This is a genomic window from Barnesiella intestinihominis YIT 11860, from assembly GCF_000296465.1.
Classification (GTDB): Bacteria; Bacteroidota; Bacteroidia; order Bacteroidales; family Barnesiellaceae; genus Barnesiella; species Barnesiella intestinihominis.
On sequence record NZ_JH815205.1, the window covers coordinates 503,328 to 526,025 of the forward strand.

Annotated in this window: 12 protein-coding genes; 2 read left to right on the forward strand and 10 right to left on the reverse strand. The window is 41.5% G+C overall.

What is annotated here, in order from left to right:
- Positions 1 to 16 precede the first annotated feature (16 nt).
- The 8 genes from HMPREF9448_RS11110 to HMPREF9448_RS11145 all read right to left on the reverse strand — a co-directional run bounded on the left by HMPREF9448_RS11110 (position 17) and on the right by HMPREF9448_RS11145 (position 18,558).
- Positions 17 to 2,446 carry a glycoside hydrolase family 2 TIM barrel-domain containing protein gene (locus HMPREF9448_RS11110; protein ID WP_008862667.1) on the reverse strand — a complete coding sequence of 810 codons (2,430 nt, stop codon included), beginning with the start codon at positions 2,444 to 2,446 and terminating at the stop codon, positions 17 to 19.
- Positions 2,447 to 2,484: 38 nt separating this feature from the next.
- Positions 2,485 to 4,842 (reverse strand): T9SS type A sorting domain-containing protein, encoded by a 2,358-nt coding sequence (locus HMPREF9448_RS11115; RefSeq protein ID WP_008862668.1) that lies wholly within the window; start codon positions 4,840 to 4,842, stop codon positions 2,485 to 2,487.
- A gap of 102 nt (positions 4,843 to 4,944) precedes the next feature.
- A complete protein-coding gene (locus tag HMPREF9448_RS11120; protein WP_008862669.1) occupies positions 4,945 to 6,828 on the reverse strand; it encodes a T9SS type A sorting domain-containing protein in 1,884 nt (627 codons plus the stop codon).
- Between the two features lie 93 nt (positions 6,829 to 6,921).
- Positions 6,922 to 8,481, reverse strand: coding sequence for a RagB/SusD family nutrient uptake outer membrane protein (locus tag HMPREF9448_RS11125; RefSeq protein WP_008862670.1), 1,560 nt, complete (start codon positions 8,479 to 8,481; stop codon positions 6,922 to 6,924).
- A 19-nt stretch (positions 8,482 to 8,500) separates the two neighbouring features.
- Positions 8,501 to 11,560 (reverse strand): SusC/RagA family TonB-linked outer membrane protein, encoded by a 3,060-nt coding sequence (locus tag HMPREF9448_RS11130; protein ID WP_008862671.1) that lies wholly within the window; start codon positions 11,558 to 11,560, stop codon positions 8,501 to 8,503.
- 41 nt (positions 11,561 to 11,601) lie between these two features.
- Complete coding sequence (locus HMPREF9448_RS11135) at positions 11,602 to 13,779, reverse strand: alpha-galactosidase (protein WP_008862672.1); 2,178 nt, start codon at positions 13,777 to 13,779, stop codon at positions 11,602 to 11,604.
- A 20-nt stretch (positions 13,780 to 13,799) separates the two neighbouring features.
- Positions 13,800 to 15,194, reverse strand: a complete 1,395-nt coding sequence (locus tag HMPREF9448_RS11140; RefSeq protein WP_008862673.1) for a sugar porter family MFS transporter — start codon at positions 15,192 to 15,194, stop codon at positions 13,800 to 13,802.
- A gap of 28 nt (positions 15,195 to 15,222) precedes the next feature.
- Complete coding sequence (locus tag HMPREF9448_RS11145) at positions 15,223 to 18,558, reverse strand: DUF5107 domain-containing protein (protein ID WP_008862674.1); 3,336 nt, start codon at positions 18,556 to 18,558, stop codon at positions 15,223 to 15,225.
- Between the two features lie 93 nt (positions 18,559 to 18,651).
- Between HMPREF9448_RS11145 and HMPREF9448_RS11150 the strand changes: the two genes are divergently transcribed.
- Both HMPREF9448_RS11150 and folB read left to right on the forward strand, forming a co-directional pair.
- Positions 18,652 to 19,608, forward strand: coding sequence for an AraC family transcriptional regulator (locus HMPREF9448_RS11150; RefSeq protein ID WP_232297247.1), 957 nt, complete (start codon positions 18,652 to 18,654; stop codon positions 19,606 to 19,608).
- 20 nt (positions 19,609 to 19,628) lie between these two features.
- Entirely contained in the window at positions 19,629 to 19,982 is a 354-nt protein-coding gene (gene folB / locus HMPREF9448_RS11155) for a dihydroneopterin aldolase (protein ID WP_008862676.1), read from the forward strand.
- A gap of 14 nt (positions 19,983 to 19,996) precedes the next feature.
- Here folB and rpiB read toward each other — a convergent pair whose 3' ends face one another.
- Positions 19,997 to 20,452 (reverse strand): ribose 5-phosphate isomerase B, encoded by a 456-nt coding sequence (rpiB, locus tag HMPREF9448_RS11160; RefSeq protein ID WP_008862677.1) that lies wholly within the window; start codon positions 20,450 to 20,452, stop codon positions 19,997 to 19,999.
- Between the two features lie 360 nt (positions 20,453 to 20,812).
- Positions 20,813 to 22,696, reverse strand: coding sequence for a GxGYxYP domain-containing protein (locus HMPREF9448_RS11165; RefSeq protein ID WP_008862679.1), 1,884 nt, complete (start codon positions 22,694 to 22,696; stop codon positions 20,813 to 20,815).
- Positions 22,697 to 22,698: the final 2 nt, after the last annotated feature.

Consider the following 22,698-nt stretch of genomic DNA (forward strand, 5'->3'; position numbering starts at 1 on the left):
TAATTAGAATATAAAACTATATAACATTTATCTCGACACTCGATGATTTCAAGCCCGGGCTTTTCGCCTGTATCCGCAGTCTGCCGGCATTGTCGGTCGCTTGTAATATCAATAACGCTTTACCATTGAAGGTTTTTCTATGAAGCACTTTATGAGGTGCAATATCCAAGACATCTCCATTTTCAACTCCAATAAGTTTATAATCGCCTTTCACCTCAAAATCCACGTCCACATTGGCATAGGGTACAAAATTCCCTTTCTTATCGGTTACATCGACGGTCACAAAAACTACATCCTTACGATTGGATTTCATTGTTTTTCTATCTGCCGTCAATTTCAAGGAGTAGGCTTTTCCGGCAGTCTTGTGAGAGCATGAGGCGATTACCCGCCCGTCTTTATAAGCTACTGCCTTGATGGTTCCCGGACGATACGGCACATTCCAAACAATCTGCAAAGAATCTCTATGCATATCTTTCCTCCCCAAAGATTTGCCATTATAGAACAGTTCCGCTGCATCACCGTTAGTATAGACAACCACCGGTATTTCTACTCCTTCTTTACCCGGATGTGTCCAATGAGGCAATACATGAACCATAGGCTCATCGCTCCACAAACTCTGATACAGATAATAATGATCTTTCTCAAAACCGGCAAGGTCTATGATACCATAGTTATTGGTTCTTCCGGGCCAACCCCACGATTCTCCCAGATAATCGAATCCTGTCCAGACAAATTGTCCTATAAAAAAGTCATTGTCACGAGTCTGTTTCCATTGCTCCCTTACCGATATACGGCGGGTCTGATTGTCATAACTCGAAGCATAACGAGTATCTATACCATCGAATACCTCTTCGGTCGTAAAACTCGTAAGAGGGAATACTCTGGCAGCATCATGCTCGTTCAACACCTCATCTTTATCCCACGGTTTACGAGTTCCAATCGTGCGGTACACCCCACGAGTCTGCCGAGTATGAGGGATCTCGGTTCCCACAGCCAATTTAAGCGGTTGCTTTTTATGGAAATCCGATATATCTCCTTTACACTCGCCATTGGCATTAAATCCCGCAATATCGATATAAAGGTCTGTACAATAGGCCTGCGTTGTAGGACGAGTAGGATCCATATCATGGAAAATCTTATTCATCTTATACTGCAAATACATATGCCTATCATATCCCCAAACCTCATTTCCCAAACTCCACATCACCACGCTCGGGCAATTTCGGTCGCGTTTTATAAAATCGGGAAGATCTTTTTCCCACCAATCAAGAAAGTCATTGCTGTAATCATAAGGCACTTTGTGACAACCATACCAATGGAACCAGCCGTCCCACGGTTCGTCTATCACCATAAAACCAAGTGTGTCGCACATGGCATAAAACTCGGGAGCATAGGGATAATGCGATGTACGTATGGCGTTACACCCCATTTTTTTCAACTGTATTAAGCGTTTATGCCATATATCTTCTGCCAAGGCCGTTCCCACAGCACCCATATTTTGATGCAGGCACACACCTTTCATTTTTGTCGGTATATCATTGAGTCTAAATCCCTTTTCGGGTATATATTCCAGTCTTCTGATACCAAAACGCGTCGTATAATTGTCTACGATCTTACCCTCTTTCTCTACAAAGCTCTCCATATAGTAGCATTCGGGAGTATCAGGACTCCACAATCGAGGATTTTCGACACAAATCGTATCAAACGACGTCAATTGATAACAACTGATTTGCCCATTGCGTTGACTTCTACCGACTTCACGGCCTCGGCTGTCCCGAATGACAGAAATTAACTTGATAGGAACCTCACAAGCCTCTGGACTATTCACCTCGGTCTCTATACATATCCGAGCCGACTCGGTCGAAATCTCCTCGGCTCGGATACACGTTCCGAATCGAGCTATATGAACCGGATCGGTCGTCACCAAATTTACATGACGATAAATCCCTATGCCCGAATACCACCGCGCACTCGGCAATCTACTGTTATCCAATCGTACCGACAGAACATTAGTTCCTTTCACTAAATAAGGAGTGAGATCATAGGAAAATCCAAGATAACCATTAGGATAGAAACCTAGCTTATAACCGTTCAGCCAAACCGTACTGTTCATATAGGCTCCATCAAACTCGATAAATACCTTCTTACCTTCCCACAAAGGATTCCATTCGAGCTCTTTTTTATACCAAACGACACCGCCACCCGGCAAAAATCCGTTTTCACGGCCATTTTTCTGATCATAAGTTCCTTCGATACTGTAATCATGCGGGACATCGACTTTTCGCCAAGATAAAAAACGACTATTATCCATCTCACAACCTTGTATATCGGCTGGGTAGAAATACCAATCGAAATCTATATTCTGTATAACCCTCGCCTCTGTTGCCCTCAGGCAAAGAGGAGAAAGGGTTAAAATCAATAATCCTAAAAGCGATAATCTTCTCATCACCTTTTTTGTGTGTTTATCGGTAACTACTTTACGGTTTATTCTTTAATGAACGAAGCAACAAATCTATTCCTCGTGACGGTATCGGTAGATACCAGTATATAGCTGCCCGGGGCGAGAGGATTCACATCAATCACGTCTCCACCGAAATCGTCCAAAGAAATCAGTTTCTCCCCGGCAATAGAATACACGTCATAATCGCAGTTATTTTCGTTATTCAATTTATTTATATACAGTTCATCATGACAAGGATTGGGATAGATTTTAGTATCTTTATCTGCCACAGCCTCTTCTACCGAAGATATGGTTCCAGGATAAATCTTAAATACTCTGGCATCGGAACGAGGCACTTTCAACGTCAATATATTTGCTGTTTTATCTGTCATTTCTTTTTTATCTGTCCAAAGTTCATGTACAGTGTAAACCACGCCTTCGGCAAGCCCCAAATCACTATATTTCAAATTAAAAACTTTTTGAGTCGGAGACGTAGTAAAGTGATATGCGGCCACATAAAGGGTATCGGCAACTCTATGCATAAAAGCATCGGCTTGACCCGTTCCCCAATAATCGTTCACGATAGGACGAAACGACTTCCCTATTTTACCGATACGATTTATCTCTTCATTCTTGACAATCGACTGTGCACGAACACGCGCTTCCTCTGTACAGTTCAAGAAATCGTCCCCCAACAAACATAGTCCCGTAGTTACCACCGAAGTGAACCGAGCTCGGTTTTCTCCCGGCGAATGCAATGTATAAGTTCTGCCCGACGGATATTCCCCATTACCCGTAAATTTACCGAAGACCATGTAATCGGGGTCGTTATAACAATAGAAACGATCGGTCCACCAACTATGTGTCAATGCGTTAAGCGCATATTTCGTATCGTTCATCGTTCCATATGTATCACAAGCAAAACGACGCCCATTGGCATACTGCGCCGGGAAAAGAGGTGCGATAGAAAGGTTCACGTACATCTTATCACCTATTCTGTCCGAAAGATATTTCATTCCCTGATTATAAGCCTGTATTCCCGTAGTCACCTCTGGATCATACCAAGAGTCGGCCTCGAACGTTCCGTGTGTCATAAAGTCTATTTTCAGGAACTCATAACCATCTTTAATCCATTGGTCTATATAATAATCTATACGCATCTTCGTGCCGATGTGAGTAGGATCTAATGCCCAACCTTTATTTCCACCGGGAAACTGCGCTGGTTGTCCATTGATTTTCAGTACAATATCCCCATATTTATATTTACCGTTAGTTCCTTCCACATCTTTATTCATGTTGCCTCCCCAATCAACGAAAGGAGTCCAATAAATACCCGGTCTCTGTCCACGTTCTTTACACTCCTTAATAAAACGACGGCGATTTTGAGCCGTGATATTTGTCCAATAAGAATCGAGACCGATATATACGGTACTGTCATTGGTAAATTCGGGAGCCAGTTTATCGGCAAAGAAAGCCGATACACTCGAAGCAATCGCATACGAAACATCAGACATCGCATTTCCCCAACTGTTCCAGCCGAACGGCGTTCCTTTATCCCACGCACGTTTAGGTGTCACAACGGCATTCAACTCGCCATAAACCTCCATTCCATCTCTCCAATCGTCAAAATAACCGATCATCACCTTCGGTGACTTCACAGTTGTACCTTTCACTTTGCCATGAGGCAGTTGATCTCGGGTAGTAGGGGTCTTTCCACTGTAATTGTCGCTAATACCGCCATAAACAATAAGCGACGTAATAGAATTGGGAGTATTGACTTTCGACACGACTCCGGTTTTCCAATTATCATGTTCGATAGAGCCTAATACCAAACCATTGTTATTTTTCGTGCTATACAAGCAGCCTGCTTCATAGCTCGTGTAAGTCGCCCCTACTCTAAACACCTTAGAGTCGTAAGCTACCCAACAGTCATTGTCATAAGGAACGATCAAAGCAACGTTCGTTCCGTTCTCGGCGGGAAGAAAAGCCGTTGGCTCAGTCGTCGTCAAAGGCGACATATAATTCGATGCTATCACATCGGGAGCCTCTACTTTCAATTCAGTCAACAAATAGTTTTGACCCGAATAGAGGTAATAAGTATGTGTAGCTTTCAGTTTAGGATTTTCATTCGTATACACAAGGTCTACACGCTTACCCAAACCAAATAAATCGGAATAATCACTAACAGTTGCTCCGGTAAATGTCAACGAGGGAGCAGAATATTCAGATTCGTCTATCTTAAATACAGCATGGTTTTTGGAAATCAACAATACTTCGTTTCTGTAAATATCCGTTTGCCCATCTGTATCCGAAATATTTAATTTCAGCATTCCTTCCTGTACTGTGATAGCCGATACAGAAAGGGGGATAACACAAAATAAAAGGGAGGTGAGTCGATTCATATTATTGGTGTTTTTTTAATCGTCGGGAAAATAAAAATTTCCCCGACGACCTGATTAAGATTTTATTATACAAATTTCATGCAACAAACCATGTAAATCCTATTACATGCCTACTATTATCTTAGATACAGCTTGTTTGTTTCCAATGGTAACTTTTACCAAATAAACTCCTTCGTTTACATCGAAATTCATGTTCTGACTAGCAGCCACACGATATTGTGCCAATGCCCTTCCATCTATACCCAAAATTTCAAATATGGCAACTTCGTTCGAGGAGTTTTGCAAATACACGGTTTGTCCGGCAGCATACACTTTGTAATCATTTCCGCTTAAAACATTTTCAATGCTCGAAGTAGAACTTATTACGAAAGGACTTGCCAACCAGCCGTTATCCACAGCAGATACCGCAAATTCCACACCTTCGGTTTTAGGCATATACAAGTCATACCGATTGGTCGGAACCAACGGATATTGCGTTCCATATACTTTCAACGCACCTGTGGTTTTATCGGCAGGAAGTATGAAATTTATTTTACCATCGGGAGTCTTGACATAGATATTATATCGAATAGCCTCAGCCGGAGTCGTATCGTCAGTAGCTTTTTCCCATCTCAACTCATAGCAACCTTTGTCTTCATTGTAAATGGCCGTAAAGTTCTTAGGCGCAGCAGGTGCGGCATTGGCAATAACACCATCGTTGCCTCTATTAAATAAGATATAATCGGGCCAAGAACCCAATCCATCACCATCTGCCCCACCACCATCACGATAACCGAAGATACCCATATCGAGGAAACCGTCATTATCAATATTTACAAAAGTAGCCGATCCTCCGCGGCAACGAGCATCGTCGGGAATAAGCTCCTGCTTTGTAAATGAATTATCTCCATTATTATACATAAAGGTGGCATTGGTATTCCAACCCGTCATGAAATAATCATTCAACCCATCGTTATTCACATCGCCAATCGCCAAAGCACAGCCCCCACCGAAGAAATTGGTCTCGGCTTCCTCATGACGAGTAAATGTACCATCTTGATTATTGATATACAACTTTCCAAAAGCGGCCCAACCATTATTCACATCACGACCGATCTCAATGATATCGGCATATCCATCATTATTTACATCGATGAAAGCAGTTTCTCCTTGTTGATGTCCCACAAAGTCGATCCCCGTAACTTCGGTAAACGTATCATTACCATTATTTTTATATAATTTCGTTATCGATTTATACTCATCATGATATCCTGTAACCAAAATATCCATCCAACCGTCATTGTTGAAATCGGCCACATCAATAGAACCACCGTTAACACCGATGAAATTTTCTGTTCCATCTACCGGATTCTTTAATAGTTCAAACGTTCCATGATTATTTTTCATAATAGCACATACACGACCTTGTCCTGTTCCTCCCGTAATTTCTTCCCACACACCACCGGCGCTTCCGTTGATAAGCAAGTCGGTCCAACCGTCATTATTGTAATCGAAAGCGACAAGTAGCTTAGAGCCATTGTCATTCGATTCGGAACTAAGACCGGGAAAAGCCTCTATCATATCCCAGTCGGCCACGAATTTATAATCAGGAGCACCACTGTTCATAAATATGTCGGTAAACGCATCGCTACCGGATTTCCCGACAGTAATCAAATCGAGATTACCATCATTATCGATATCAATGAACACCGCAGAAGCTTGGCTTTTGGCATACAAGTCTTCCGACTCCGCAGTAACATCGGTATACGTTCCATTGGCATTGCCTTTGAACAAGCCCATACTGGGGTCAGCTTGTCCGGCAATAATAAAATAGTCCATAATGCCATCGTTGTTAAAATCGACAAACAACTGACGACCAGAGGCAGTCATTGGGAATCCACTTTCCCCATCTACCGGATTTCGTAAAATTTCCCAATTTACCGAATTTACGGCAAAACTCGGAATTACAGCTCCTACAAGAGCCAAAGAGAATAATAATTTTTTCATATTCGATAAGTGTTTTTATGGCGAGGTCTATTTTTATTTCTCTATCGGCAGAACAGACCTCTTAATCCTGCCGATAGAGAATATATAATCAATTTAATTCAATCCAGGATTTTGATCACCTTGCAAATGCGGGTTTTGCTTTATTTCCACCATAGGCACAGGGAATAAGCGATGTTGAGTTCCAATAGTCGGAGCCAAAGCCTGCCAACGGTTTCTCACTTTTACATACTCTTCAAAATGTCCGGTCCTCACAAGGTCCATACGCCGCCAACCCTCGCAAGCGAGTTCACGCATACGCTCATCGAGTATTTTCGTGCGGAATTCTTCGGCAGACATACCCGTGTCCCAAACATATTGAGCCGGAACCGTTCCACCGAAAGCACGAGAGCGAACAGTCGTATTCACCAATGTAACAGCACCTGACGTATTTCCTGTCTCGTTCATACATTCGGCCAACATCAACAACGCATCGGCATAACGGAAGTAGTACATATTTCCACCCGTATAATAAAAAGACTTAGTTCCATCGATACGCACATCTTCAAACTTTTTGAAATGGGGCTTCAATTGGTCTTCTCCAAAACCAGCAGATGGAACAGGCTGTTTGCCCTTATAAATAAAATCGGAGCGTATGCTGGCATCTTTTCTCAAGTCTCCCGGCTCGTATATATTCACGCAATAATCAGTCGGTAAAACAAAATCATATCCTCCATACATGCAATTGGGATCTCCGGAACAAGCACGAGTGCCTGCATACCATTGAGCCTCGTTAGAATCGGGCCATACATTATTGAAATAAAACGTGAATATTTCTTCTGTACTGGCCTGAGACGGTAAATTTCCCATTACTTTGTTGGCATCGAACAAATCGGCATAATTGTTTTCAAGAACAAATCCGCCTCTGCTTTTCAAATCTTCCAGCAAAATCTGCGCTTCACCGAAATCTCTATATCCTGACTCCACAGGAGCCGACATATATACCTTCGCCAACAACATTTTTGCGGCCCAAATCGTAGGGATACGTCCATCGGCCGCTCTTTTTTCCGACAAGTAAGTAAGAGATACCTTCAAATCATCTGTAATCATCTTGTAGACTTCTTGCAATTCTTTGCGCGGCCCCAACTGATTCTGGCCGTCTACGATATTGGGCAATGGTAATTTGCCCCAATATTGAGTCAACTCAAAAAGAATACATGCCCGATAAAAAGATATCTGTCCCAAGAACACCTTATACTGCTCGGCTTCATCGGCAGAAGCAGATTTCAACAATCGATCGATATGCCATAACCCCTCACTTGCTTGCACAGCCACCGGCCAACGAATATTCCAAGCCTCTGCAATAGAAGTATTTTCAGAATCATAATATCCGTCATATTTATCGAACGCCGCCTGCATAGCATTTGTCCTTACCTGATACTCACCCTGCTGAGCCTCATCGGTTCCTAAAATCGTGTAAAAACCTTTCCGATTCACACGAGTCGCACGCCATTGATAGTACAGCCCATAAACAAAAGCTTGCACATTCTCTGGTTTTTCAAAAACCTGTTCGCTCGACAAACTGGTTTGCGGATCTTGCTTCAAAAAACCGTCTTCGCAAGACGATACAAAAATCGACAGAAGCAACGCTATAACGATATATCTATTAGTTTTCATATTCCTAACTTTTAATTTCTTAGAATGATATATTTAGACCGACAACATACATACGCGTATTGGGATACCAATCCCCGGTTTCAGGATCGAATCCTTTGTATTTCGTCGCAGTAAAGAGATTACTTCCCGTAAAATAGATGCGAAGATTGTCAAGGTAAATCTTATTGATCAATTTACGAGGGAACGTATAAGCCAACGTAGCCGAACTTAACCGGAAGAACGAGGCATCTTGCAAACATAGGCTCGTACTGCCGTACCCAAATCCGCTAAACGCATGATAAGCTCTCGGTATCAATGTATTCGTATTCTCCGGTGTCCAACGATTCAATATATCTTTATGAGCTGCACTTCTTCCATCACTGGTAACCAATGAATTATACAAGAAACTCGTTTTCTTGGCTCCATACGAATAATTCCCGACAAGCGTCAATTCCAAACCTTTCCAACTTACAGTCGTATGGATACCACCATAGAATTTAGGGTCTTTAACCCCCACGACCGTACGGTCCTTATCATTAATAATGCCGTTATGATCTCTATCCAACGGCAAAATATCTCCGGGTTGTGCCGTTCGAGAACCCAATTCGAGAGAGTTCACATAATCCATATCCGACTCCTGTATAATCCGGTCGAACAGATACATATAAATCGTATTCAACGACTCACCCACAAACAAGTTACCCTCGGTCTGTATCTCGTTATTCGACATACCACCTAATTTATAGATTTCCTGAGCCTGCCCGTCCAATTTGATAATCTTATTGCGATCGGCAGAAATATTAAATCCGATATTCCAATTCCAGTCCTTTGTACGAATAGGAGTGGCATTTATCGAAAATTCAATACCTCTATTCCGAAGCGTGCCTACATTGGCTAATTGATCAAGGTATCCCGAAGACGGCGACTTACTAATGGTCATCAACAAATCCTCGTTATCAATATGAAATAAATCGAGCGTAAAGCTCAAGCGATCGTTAAACATGCCATAGTCCAATCCCACATTAATTTGTTTCTGCTTTTCCCAGCGTAAATCGGGGTTACCATACCGTCCCCAGTTAATCAACGCACTCGTACCAAGAGTAGCTCTTACATCATAAAGCGTTTGGTAACCATAGTTGGGAATATTTTGATTACCAGCCAAACCATAGCCTACCCGAAGTCTTAGGTTATTAATGACATTCTGCGACTGCATGAACTCCTCTCCTGTAATATTCCACGAAGCAGATACCGAAGGGAAGAATCCCCATTTATTATTGGTTCCGAATTTAGATGAACCATCATAACGACCTGTAAACGTGACATAATAGCGACTATCGTATACATATCCCGCACGCAAGAATACAGAAGCCATAGAGTAAGTCCAAAAATCTGAATTAACGCCGAAATCCTCTTTCTTCGAAGCTCCGGCTATTGCCTTATATGAGAAAAAGTCATTACCAAAACCCTTCACATCAAGACTATTCCAATTTTGACTGTAATAAGACATATTAGCACCCAAAACAGCCGATATCCTATGCTTCTCTTTAATTAATGTTTTGTATGAAACCGTGTTATCCCACTGCCAATTCAACATTTTATCCTTACGATGTTTAGCCTGCCCATCGGCTGACGCTTTATAGGACTGTGTCGTTTCGGTAGAATAGTAGGTATAGTCTTCTTTACTCATATAATCAATAGAAAAGGTCGAACGTATATCAAGTCCTTTTATTGGATTGATATTGATAAAGTTAGAACTCATAAGACGAGCTTGATTCGCATCTCTGACCACATTCAAGTCCCTGATAGGATTATTATTGCTCTGGCTCTCTTCTGTGCCATATTTCATATACCAATATTCACCTGATATCGGTAACAGAGGATCTGCTCTAAGCGCCACAGGAAAAGTATTGTCATCTGCAACAGGATGTCCCACCTGATAAACGAAGGTTGTATTAGTTCCTACCTTCAACCAAGGCTTTACCATCTGATCGAGATTGATTTTACCTGTGTAACGCTCATAGCTTACATTTTTCATTAAGCCCTCTTGCTGATTATAGTTAAAACTCATGAAGTAAGAACCCTTATCACCAGCTCCAGAAAAACTTACCGCATGATTTTGCTGATATGCATTTTGAGTAACCGCATCAAGCCAATTATACGTTTTTCCCGACAAGTAAGCCTCCATTTCATCTTCTGTAAAAATCGTATTAGGTGGAACCGTTGTCGATAAGAAATTATCCTTTATGTATTTTTCTCGTCGGGCAGGCGGTAAATTAGTCGTATTATTAAACTCATTGATATATGCCTCTACGCGGAGGTCATGCAATTGAGAGCCATTGATCAATGGCATCTCTTTGCTGAAACTTTGCGAGCCATACCAACCGTCATAAGTAACACGAGCCTTACCTTTTTGCCCTTTTTTAGTGGTAATTACAACAACCCCATTTGCGCCGCGAGCTCCATAAATAGCAGTCGCCGAAGCATCCTTCAATACGTCGATAGTAGCTATATCATTGGGATTCAGCATCTCGAACCCTTGATCGACCAACAAACCGTCTATGACATAAATAGGAGAGGTTCCATACTGTATCGAGTTATTTCCCCGAATCTTAATGCTGGCAGCCTCTCCGGGTTTTGCACTATTCTGGATAAATACACCAGCAACTTTCCCTTGCAATGCAGTATTCAAATCGGCGGTAGGGATCTGTTGTAAGGTTTTATCGGTCACCCTAGCGACCGATCCTGTCAAATCGCTTTTCTTCATGGAAGCACCTACAACGATTACCTCGTCCATCGCGATTCCCACAGGGTTCAATTCTACTTGAATTTTGGCATTTCCTTTTACCCCATACTCCTGTTTCTCATATCCGATAAAAGAAAATTCAAGCACAGAACCCTTTTGAACGGTAATAGAGAACGCACCGTCGATATTTGTCATTGCACCGATAGACGCTCCTTTTACCATTACATTAACACCCGGCAATAGTTCATCTGTTTGAGAATTTCGAACCGAACCCTCAATTTTTACACTTTGTGCCATCGAACCGAACAACGGTAGGACACAAAGCAAAGTGATAAAACATAATTTCAACCTGTTCATAATGTAAAATAATTAGTGTTATTCATGCTATATATTTAGTTTTATTCAGCCGTAATGCGTATCACCTTACTATCGTATTCATTATACATCGTGAAGCGAAGGCCATATTTCATCAGATAGTCGCCCGAAAATACCTTTCCGTCCAACGGCGTAAACCACGAATATCCTTTGGTCTCTTTATTCAATTCCGTTACCCGATAATTTTTATCAGGGTCAAGACCTTCGAGAATCAAAGGTTGTGTATTCCCGTTGATACTTTTCTTCAAAAGATATGTGAACAATACAGCATCATTTTGGTCTTCGGTAACATACATCATAGCCGTACGTTTATTCTCATATGGAGAAAGTAGGCGATACAAATCACCGAACTGTACAATTGAGCGGATACTGTAATAGTCTTTAATCGCATTTTTCGAGAACTCTTTATCCTCGGGGGTCATATCTTTGGGTTGCAAATCCATACCCAATTTGGCAGACATCGCCACATCGAAACGGAACTTCAAGGGAACGATACGACCTGTGATGTGATTGGGAACAACCGATACGTGACTGGCTAGTGCCATAGAAGGGAAGAACTGAGTAGTCCCCCATTGTATAAAAATACGGTCGAGGGCATCGGTATTATCACTAATCCAAAACTCATCGAAATAGGGAAGAGTCCCATAATCTATACGACCGCCTCCCCCAGAGCAGCACATCATAGAAACATCTTTATATTTGGCACGTACCCTATCGAGAACCGAGAATAATCCCCGCACATAACCGATCCAAAGATGAGACTGTTTCTCGGGGGATAAGAAATAAGAACCCGAATTCGTAACAAAGCGATTACAATCCCATTTGATATAGGCAATACCGGGATTTTCGCTCAGCGTTTTATCTATCACCCCGAAAACAAAATCTTGCACTTTGGGATTAGAAAGATCGAGAATCAACTGATTACGACTTAAATCGAGCGGTCGATTCGGTTGCCCGATTACCCAATCGGGATGCTTTTCATACAATTCACTTTTGGGATTAACCATTTCGGGTTCGAGCCATATACCGAATTTAATACCTTTTTTCTTCGACTCGTTCACCAAATAGCCCAACCCATGGGGAAGTTTCTTTTTGTTACAATCCCAGTCACCTAAACCGGCTTTGTCATTATCACGAGGATATTTATTAGCAAACCACCCGTCATCGAGCAAGAAAAGTTCGAATCCCATGTCTGCCGCATCCTTAATAATACCACTCAAAACCTCTTCATTAAAATTGAAGTAAGTTGCTTCCCAATTATTCAACAAAGTAGTTCTGGTCTTATCGCCCCGATATATACCATATTTTTTCGCCCATCGATGGAAACGTCTCGAAATGTCTCCTGTACCCTTAGACGAATAGGAATACAGCAAAGCCGGAGTTCTGAACACCTCCTTAGGATTAAGTATATATTGTGAAGCATAAGGATTAATTCCCGATATAATATGTAAATTCTCACGATGATCGACTTCGAATGAAAGACGATAGCTACCCGGCCATGCCAATGTTCCTCCTACGACCCGACCTGCCTTTTCCTGAGCTTTACCATCGAGTGAAAGATAAAAACAGGGATGCGAATGCTGATTGGAACGCACACCCAATTTCGATTCAAGATTTTTCACCCCTCTCGATAATTGAGTCTCGACCATGTTCATCTCCATTGCCCACTCACCACAGAATTGAGTGAGATGATAAGACGGTTCGTTGAAAAACAAGTGTGATGAAGCATAGTTATAAAGTGTCACCGGCTTTTTCTCGGTATGACTGATTTCGCTCCATTGCTCTATCACATCATTTTGAGCATACGATTTGAAACAAAGTTTCACCGTGAACGGGAAATAACCATCTTTAAGCGTAATAATCGTTTGGGTTATATCATCGCTCAATTTATTTTGTTCCACACCCTCGAAATAGAGTTCAGTAGAAGTATTTCCGTCACCATGCACTGCACGTAAAGCCGCTTCATTGACATAAGAGGTTCCGAAGGTAGGATAAGCCTCGGCTTTCGTAACCTGTGTTGCCTCTGCCTCTTTCGCATCTAAAAAAGATCCAAAATAGACTTGTCTCAGTTTTTTATCCTTATCTACTTTATAAATTAACGAGGTATTATCCGTATTTATGGATATCGTCTCCTCGGCATAAGTTGTTACTGCAAAACAAAGCAGCAAATAACACAGCATTTGTCTTCTAAGTGTTTTCATGTCTAGTTGATTTTATCGCTTTATTTAACTAATTCTTTTTCAAGATCTTCAAGTGATTTACCCTTTGTTTCGGGAATATATTTGAGTGTAAAGAGGAATCCCAATAGGCAAATAAAGGTGTAAAGCAGGAATGTTCCCCCTGTTCCTAATCCCGAATTGAGGAATGGGAAGGTGTAGGTCAATAAGAAACTAGCTACCCACAACGCGCCTGTACAAACCGCCATAGCAACCCCACGCACGGCATTGGGAAATATCTCTGAAAGCAACACCCATGCAATAGGACCTAATGACATGGCATACAATCCTATCGCACACACAACCAGTATAATCATGAATATACCGCTTGCATGAACGAAATAACACCATGCCAGAATGCTATAAATAAATAATAAACCGCCAGAGCCTATCAGTACCAATTTTTTACGACCGAGCTTCTCTACCGTAAAAATAGCCACGAATGTAAATATAAGATTGGCGATGCCTGTAACAACGATATTCATCAAAATATCGGATACACCATAACCTGCCGCTTGAAATATCTCTTGTGCATAGTTAAATATGACATTGATTCCGCACCATTGCTGAAATACGGCAATAACCAACCCTATGGATAGCACAAGACGCATTTTTTTCGAAAATAGCTGTTTGACCGCTCCCTTACCATGTTTCTTCGCTTCTGCATCCGATTCGCGATAACCGGCACACTCAGCCAATGCATATTCTCGATTGCCTATCCGTTCCAATGCAATCATGGCCTGACGCTCATTTCCTTTTTGAATCAGCCAACGAGGGCTTTCAGGAATAAAAAAGACTAAAACAAAAAAGAGGAACGAAGGAAAACAGACCGCATAAAACATCCATCGCCACCCCATTGTTCCATTCCAAGAGGCTGCAATATCCGCTACGGTAGCATCAGGAGCGACTGATTCTGCGATAAGCATATTGACGATTTGAGCTGACAATATCCCCAGCACAGTAGTTAACTGATTGAGTGAAACCAGCTTGCCCCTCACACTTCTCGGTGCAATCTCGGCTATATACATAGGAGAGACATCGGCTGCGAGCCCAATAGCTATTCCTCCGATAAAACGCGATATGACAAAAATCACAAAATAATCCGCCATGCCGGTACTTAGCGAAGAAAAAAAGAATACCAAAGCCGCAACTATCAACAGACGTTTCCGTCCATATTTATCGGCCAGTACCCCTGCTATCATAGCTCCTACAAGACACCCCAGCAGAGCCACACTCATCGCCACGGCCCGCATCGTGTTATCATCGGTAATTCCAAAATACGGTTCATAAAACGGCTTCGCCCCGCCTATTACTACCCAGTCGTAACCGAATAACAATCCGCCCATTGCGGATACAAGGCATATAAAATAGACAAAACCTTTCTTATATTGTGCATTCATGTGTATAAATTTTAAGAGTCAGTTTCTTTCACAGCACATTCAATCCTTGATGGTTGATATCGAGCTCTCTCACTTTTCCGAGAAATCTTTCTGCTGTCTTTCTATCGTTCAAGCCCAAATATCCAAGCCCCATCACCAAATTACAATGTATCTGGTTGCGCAGATTGAGATCGTCCTCCCAAATCAACAAATCGGGTAGAGAAACAGCAAAGTAATCGATTTTCACATGGTCGAAGAGATGCTGTTCCCCATGATTGATAAGCTTATTGAAACGGCTTCGAGCTTTCTTTTCGTCTCCCAACTTACGCCAAGCAAGTCCTTGATAATATATCTTGTCAGGTTGTTGGTCGTTATAGAAGAATGCAATCGCAGGTTCGGCTGAACCGACCGTAGCCTTTCTAAAATAAAGTTCGGCATTTTCCTTATCACCCAATCCTTCATAGGCACAACCCATAAAATAATGTATATCGTTTTCTTCGGCCCCCGCGAGTTTTCCTTCTCCAAGATTGAAAGGATAGTATTCTGTCTCTCTAAGTAAATCGATAGCATCTTGATAACGTTTTTCGGCAATTGCCTTTTTCGCCAATTCAATGCGGCAGATTATATACTGTCCAGAAATCTTACCCTCTCCGCCTTCCCACGGATGGAATTTTCTCGAAGCAATCAAAGATTTGGCTTTTTCATACTCGCCCAATTGATTATATAAGGTAACACGCTCTACACTAAGGTCGTCGCGTCTCTCCACCAAATCGAGATGCTTTTCAAGGAATGCCAAACGTTCTTTATGCGGACGACGCAACTTCTTATAGAGTTGATCCAATTCCATCAAAATGCGATCGTCGTTCGTATCGAGAGCAAACGCTTTTTCAAGACAAGCCAACGCATCTTCTTTCCTGTTGCGTTTGTTGTAATATCCCAATGCAAGATTACGCAAAACAGTAGGGAATTGATCGTCAAGTTCTACCGAACGTTCCCAACAAGCGATAGCTTCATCGTGCTGACGAGCTCCATACCAAAAGTTTCCAAGATAATACCATGCTTTGGAATCATTCGGTTGCAATCTATTTGCATCTTGCAGCATAAGAACTTCTTCCAATTTATTAGGGAAACAATAGTCGGGAGCCATCTGAGACGCTTTCTTGTAATAATCGATAGCTTTAAGCACATCGTCCGATTTCGATGCAAAGTAACCAAGTGCATAATAAACCATCGGATATACTATTCCATCGTTTTTGTTTACCCACAAAAGGAGAAGTCGCTCAGCTTCCGCATAAAGTCCGGCATTGGCAAAATCCAACGCATACTCGATATAAGAATGTACCGATGTCGTCTCGTTCATCAAAGCCATCATCTCGTCGAGAGCTTGTTGCGCAGATTCCCCACCAAGCAAATAAAGCTCGAATCGGCATCCCATATTAAACTTATCTATCGAGAGAGACTCTGCTATGAGCGTAGCCGCAGCTTCTTTTTTACCCAATTTGCGAAGAATACTTGCTTTCAACTGACGTGCTTTATGATTGTGCCAGTTACGCACCAATGAACGATCGATATGTTCGAGAGCTTTCTCGAAATCATTTCTAATACAATCAATTTGGGCAAGAGCGTAATATGCGGAATCTTGTTGGGCAGCACCCCAAGTCGCTTTAAAAAAAGCATCATAAGCTTCGTCAAACTTACCTTGCATTTTAAGACTCCAACCCAAATTGTAATGAGGTTCTCCGTCAATCGGGTTGGGATTGCGTTCTATCAATGTGGCGATGGCAGCCTCAAAATAAGATTGAGCTTTTGCAAACTGGCCTCTACGCATCAAGAACAACCCCATGGCATTATTACAACGCACATCACCCGGTTCACGAGACAAAGCCTCCATATAGTAATCGGTAGGATTATACGTAGCATGACGATACTGTTCCAAATGTAACCCGGTCAGATACAATTGTTCTATGCTTGCGATATCTTTGGGATCTTTGGCTGCTTTCGCAGGATCGGGGATAGGTTTGATTTCCTTTTTTTCGGCCTCGTATTCTACCAACACCTTACCATTATTATCGTATACGCATAACTTTAAAGAATCAAATTCGACACCATTTAAAGCGAACGATTCTTTTACCGGTTCGGCAGGAGACATGTCGTGAATGCTGTCCAAATAGACTTTTCCACCGCATGTCACCAGAATTCTCACACTTTTATATATACTTGTCGTGTAGAGGATTACTTCTCCTTTATCCTCATTCTTTTTTAGTGTAACAATCGCCTCTTTTGTCGCATTTTTCACCATACCGACAGCACTGTAAGGCATGAAATATTGCTTCCACTCTTTCTCCTCATACGGTTGCAACCATGTAAAATCGGGCTGATTATCACAATACATACCCGTCATAAGTTCTATATAAGGGCCATCTTCATCGGTCAAGTTTCTATCCCATGCCTGTCCGAAATCCCCACACCCCCATGTCCATTGCTTCTTACCCGCATTGACATGATGATCGGCCACATGCAACAGTCCGGCCTCTACGTTTTCCTCGTATCCTCCCACAAAATCATACTTGGAATTGATTGCCATATAAGAGGTAGGAACCGGAATATTTTTATACTTCGAAATATCCACACCCGAAGAATAATCCTGTTTATAGTAAACTCCGGTAGCAATAGGGAAACTCGATACCGCACGTTTACCATGGTCAAACACGGCATTCACATCGGGCGGAAACACCGAATAATAATCCTTATGGACTACAACCGCAGGATTCGCCCACCACAAGAACGTTTGCGGTAACGAGGTGCGATTATATACTTTCGCTTTTATTTCAAGATATGCTTTTCCCGGATATAGGGTAAACCCAGCCATTCCTTTTGTGCGAAACATTCGTTCCACCTCAGAACACCACACCGTAACACTTCCATCAGGAAATTCCTCTATCGTACATTCCGTTGGCAAATATGTCGAAGGACGGTGATGTTGAGGCCAGTTAAATTCGATACCACCCGAAATCCACGGACCAGTCAACCCCACGAGTGCCGGCTTGATTACTTGATTATAATATACGAAATGACGTTGTTTAATTTTATCGTACGCCATTTGAACCCGACCACCAAGCTCGGGAAGAATCATTATTTTCAGATATTCGTTTTCCAAGAAAACAGCACGATAAGCTTTCTCCTTCTTTTCATCACATATTTTTTCCACTACCGGATAGGGATATACCACTCCCGAACTGCCTTGATAAACTCTCTTTTCTATAAAAACCGGATTTTTCTCCTCTTTACCGATCTCATAAGTCGGCAACATAACGGTTTCTTCCCAAGCCTTTACTTCGCTTTTCTTTACAGTACTTTTGATAAGATATTTTGTGATATTTTCCATGATATAAACATATCTTTTTGAATATTCTTTTTAATATTACAAATATATGGCAAATATAAACTTGAAAGCAAGGGGAAAAAATGTATGTAATATTTGAAAATATGTATATTATATTCTTATATTTGCCATATAATATCTAATAATATGAGTATCAAAACTTTTATTCCATCTGGATTTCCGGGAGAAAGGGAGATTATCATTCCTGCTGATTTATTGGATTCTATAATAAACAACCCCGTTACAGAACAATTGTATGTCACTCATATAGGATATTACCCAAATGCCAAATGTCATTATAGAGAACGACCTATCGGAGCAGAACAATACATATTTATATATTGTGAAAACGGAATTGGTTGGGTAGAATACAATGGAGAACGCATGACATTAGCCAAAGACCAATTCATTATACTACCACCCTATGAGAAACATGCATATGGATCGGGCGATAAGAAATCATGGAGCATATATTGGCTTCATTTTAAAGGAACAAATGCGCCTTTTTTCAATTCAATCATGGGGCGCAGCATTGAAATAAAAGATGCCGACAACAGCCGTATCCAAGATCGACTCATATTATTCGCCGAGATATATCGTAACATCGAACACGATATATATGACCTCGAAAATCTTCAATACGCATCTTTCTGTCTAATGCATTTTTTAGCCTCTCTAAAATATATAAAATCATTTCGGGAAATAAAAACCATCGGGAAAATCGACAATATCCAAAAATGTATACAATTCATGAAAGATCATTTAGAAGAAAAAATTACCCTTAGTGATATTGCCGATTTCAGTGGTTATTCCATAACTCGAATCAATGCCCTTTTCAGAACGGAAACCGGAGTAACACCTATGGAATATTTTTCTAATCTAAAAATCCAAAGAGCCTGTAAATACCTCAGAGATTCTGATTTAAAAATTAAAGAAATCGCTTTCAAATTAAATTATTTTGACCAATTTCATTTTTCAAAGAATTTCTATAAAAAAATAGGAATACCCCCATTAAAATACCGCAAAATGGTCCAAACAAAAGATACAATTTGACTCAATAAAACCACATTTGTATGAGAACCTCCATTCACATTGGGACCCTGCGCTTCTACGCCCATCACGGAGTACTGCCCCAAGAACAAAAAGTAGGGAACTATTTCAAAATAGAGACCACTCTTTATACGGACTTCTCCCGAGCTCTCGTTACGGACGAACTGACCGATACACTCAACTACGCAGAAATCTGTAAAATCATTTCTGACGAAATGGCCATACCCTCTCGCTTACTTGAACACGTTGCAGGGCGAATCATCAACTCGCTTCGTTCTCATTATCCACAAATAACAGGAGGTCGATTAATCGTTACCAAAGAAAAGCCTCCAATCCCCGGCGACATTCGCGATGTGTCGGTCATTGTCGAATGGTAGACTTTCTTCCCCAACTAACGGTCAGCAGGTATTTTATCGATTCTCCTTTGATGGCGACCTCCCTCGAAATCGGTATTCAAAAATACGTCGACTATCTCTCGGCAAAGTTCTCCCGAAATAAATCGGCCGGGCATAACTAACACGTTAGCATCATTATGTTGACGAGCCAATGCTGCAATCTCAGTCGTCCAACACAATGCCGCACGGATTCCCTGATGTTTGTTCAGGGTCATATTTATACCATTCCCACTACCGCAAATAGCGATACCCGGATAACATTCACCCGCTTCCACAGCCAAAGCCAAAGGATGTGCGAAGTCGGGATAGTCGCAACTATCTGTCGAATATGTCCCAAAATCCTTATATGCGATACCTCGAACATCAAGTTCCTGCATAACAATCTGCTTCATCTCATAACCGGCATGATCGCATGCTAATCCCACCGGCTTTCCCTCTTTTAATATGCTCATAAATTTTACAGTTCAATTAAACTATAATAGGGAATAAAAACACAAAGTCGGCATCTTGATGTCCAAACACCCCTGTTTTTGCATCCCACGGATACAAAAATACGAAATATTTTGAGATATAGACCGATTCAAATATAATAAAGTAGGGAAGTACAAGTCAATGGTATAAGGTTTTGTCGGGCAACATTCTTCCTCTCTGTCGAAAAAACAGAGAATTGACGGGTTGAAAAGTGCCCTCGCTTTTTGCTTACCCATAGCTTTTTATCTCACTTTCTATATCTGTCCGGCACAGCAGAAGCCACGAAAATCTCTCACATATACAATCTTTCTATATTACTCTAAGACAAATTCAAACAGCTCTTATTCTATCACCGAACCATGTTCTTTCAAATAGATACGCAACAATTCGAAAAATGCAGGTGCATCTAACAATACAATACTATCATCTTGCGCTTTCACCTCATTCATCACCTCACAATACCAAGTAGGTTGTTTCAGAATATTACGAAACCAATGGAACGGTAATGCAGAACGCTCTTTTACACGTTCCACGATTCTTTTGGCGGCAACTTTCGGGTCACCGTCATTGATGTCCAAATCGGCTCGTATTACAGGCATATTGCCATGTAACAGGGCGGTTGCAATCTTCTGAGGCACAATACCATTCGGGCTAAAAGAAGCATAACAGTCCAAACCCTCTTTATTCAATCCCGGGGCATGTCCGTCAATAACAAAACCGGTAATCGACAATCCCCATTTCTTATAATACTTTTTACAGTGCTTACCCCATGTTTCCAAACCGGACGGAAGCCCAGACTCTCGCGGTTCTTGCAACATACCAGGCATGATATATCCCGCTCCATTATCGGCCGCAGCGAAATAATCATTTTCAGTGGCCGTTGTGCGGAAGTTATGCATAATATGGGGCACGCGCTCAGCCAATACGGGACTGATACACCACATCAGAGGCAATTTTCCACGGTTCGGGTCGTCCCATATAGAAGGTGTTCTTTGTGATATCCATGCGGAAGCATCATAATCGCCGACATAAAAAATAATAAAATTCCTGCCATCTACATTTACTTTACCGTCAGCCGTCAACAACCCTCTTTCTCTTAATTCTTTATGAGAAATCCAATTTTGAGTATATTGCTTTTTGGTAGGGAAATGTTGCCAAAAAGAGGCATTCGCCAATGCGCCATAGCCAATAGCATCTGCATCCTTAAAAGCATTGTATGCACTGATGATACGGCTGAACTCCCATTCCGTAGGCACATCATCGTGGCTACCAGAAGCATGCATTGTGTATTTATAAGCCCACGCAGGAAAACCTCCTATGTAGCACATCTTTTCATTGTTATTTTGCCGATAAGCCAACAGCAACATTTCTTTCAGTGTATTCAAATCAGTGCCAACAGCTTGGGTAGGATCATCAGTGGCCGGTTCATCTCCCCACGGAGATAAATCGAAGAAAAAGGCTCCTTTACTTACAAAAAAATCGTGGTTGCACAAAGTGTGGTGATTCCTTACGGTGGCAAAAGGTTTCTGCTTCCAATACTGATCAATGTAATAAGCGGCAAACTCCGTATTGCACTTTCCGGTTTTCATATACTTCTCTATAAACCAAACATAAGGATCGTTCTTCAAGGATCCGGTAGAGTAGCGTTCCGTTCCCGGAATCTTTGTCCCTTTCTTACCGGTAAACATAGAAGTGCCATCAGGGTTCAACAACCATCTTTTTACCGGCAATTTAGGCCCGTGCAATACAAGACGATCATACAAACTTCCCGGAGTTTCATCATAACGAATAGCCACCAAATTTTCAATTCCTGCTACCGAGGATGCCACATTACTGGTAGAGGCGATGTTTCCATCATAAACGACTACCCCCTCTATATAAGGAGCATATACCGTGAATAAATCCTCCATTGTCTGGTATGTCCGTGTCTCACGTCCATACAACCATTCACCTTTCTGACGATATTTATTCCACCAATAACCATCGATATCGTGATTACCCTCCATTACAAAGTAAACATACAACCGGGGAGCATCCCTGTTTACCACTCCTTGCAAAGTAGAGACCGCATGAACATCGTCCCAAGCTACATCGAGTCCTTCTTTGGTATTCAAGTCGGTATTGAGTGTATAACGTAGATCATAAATACCGATTTCCGCATTGGCAAAAGCCGTATATATCATCAACAATAATACAGCTACGATTTTTAAATATCTATTTATCATTT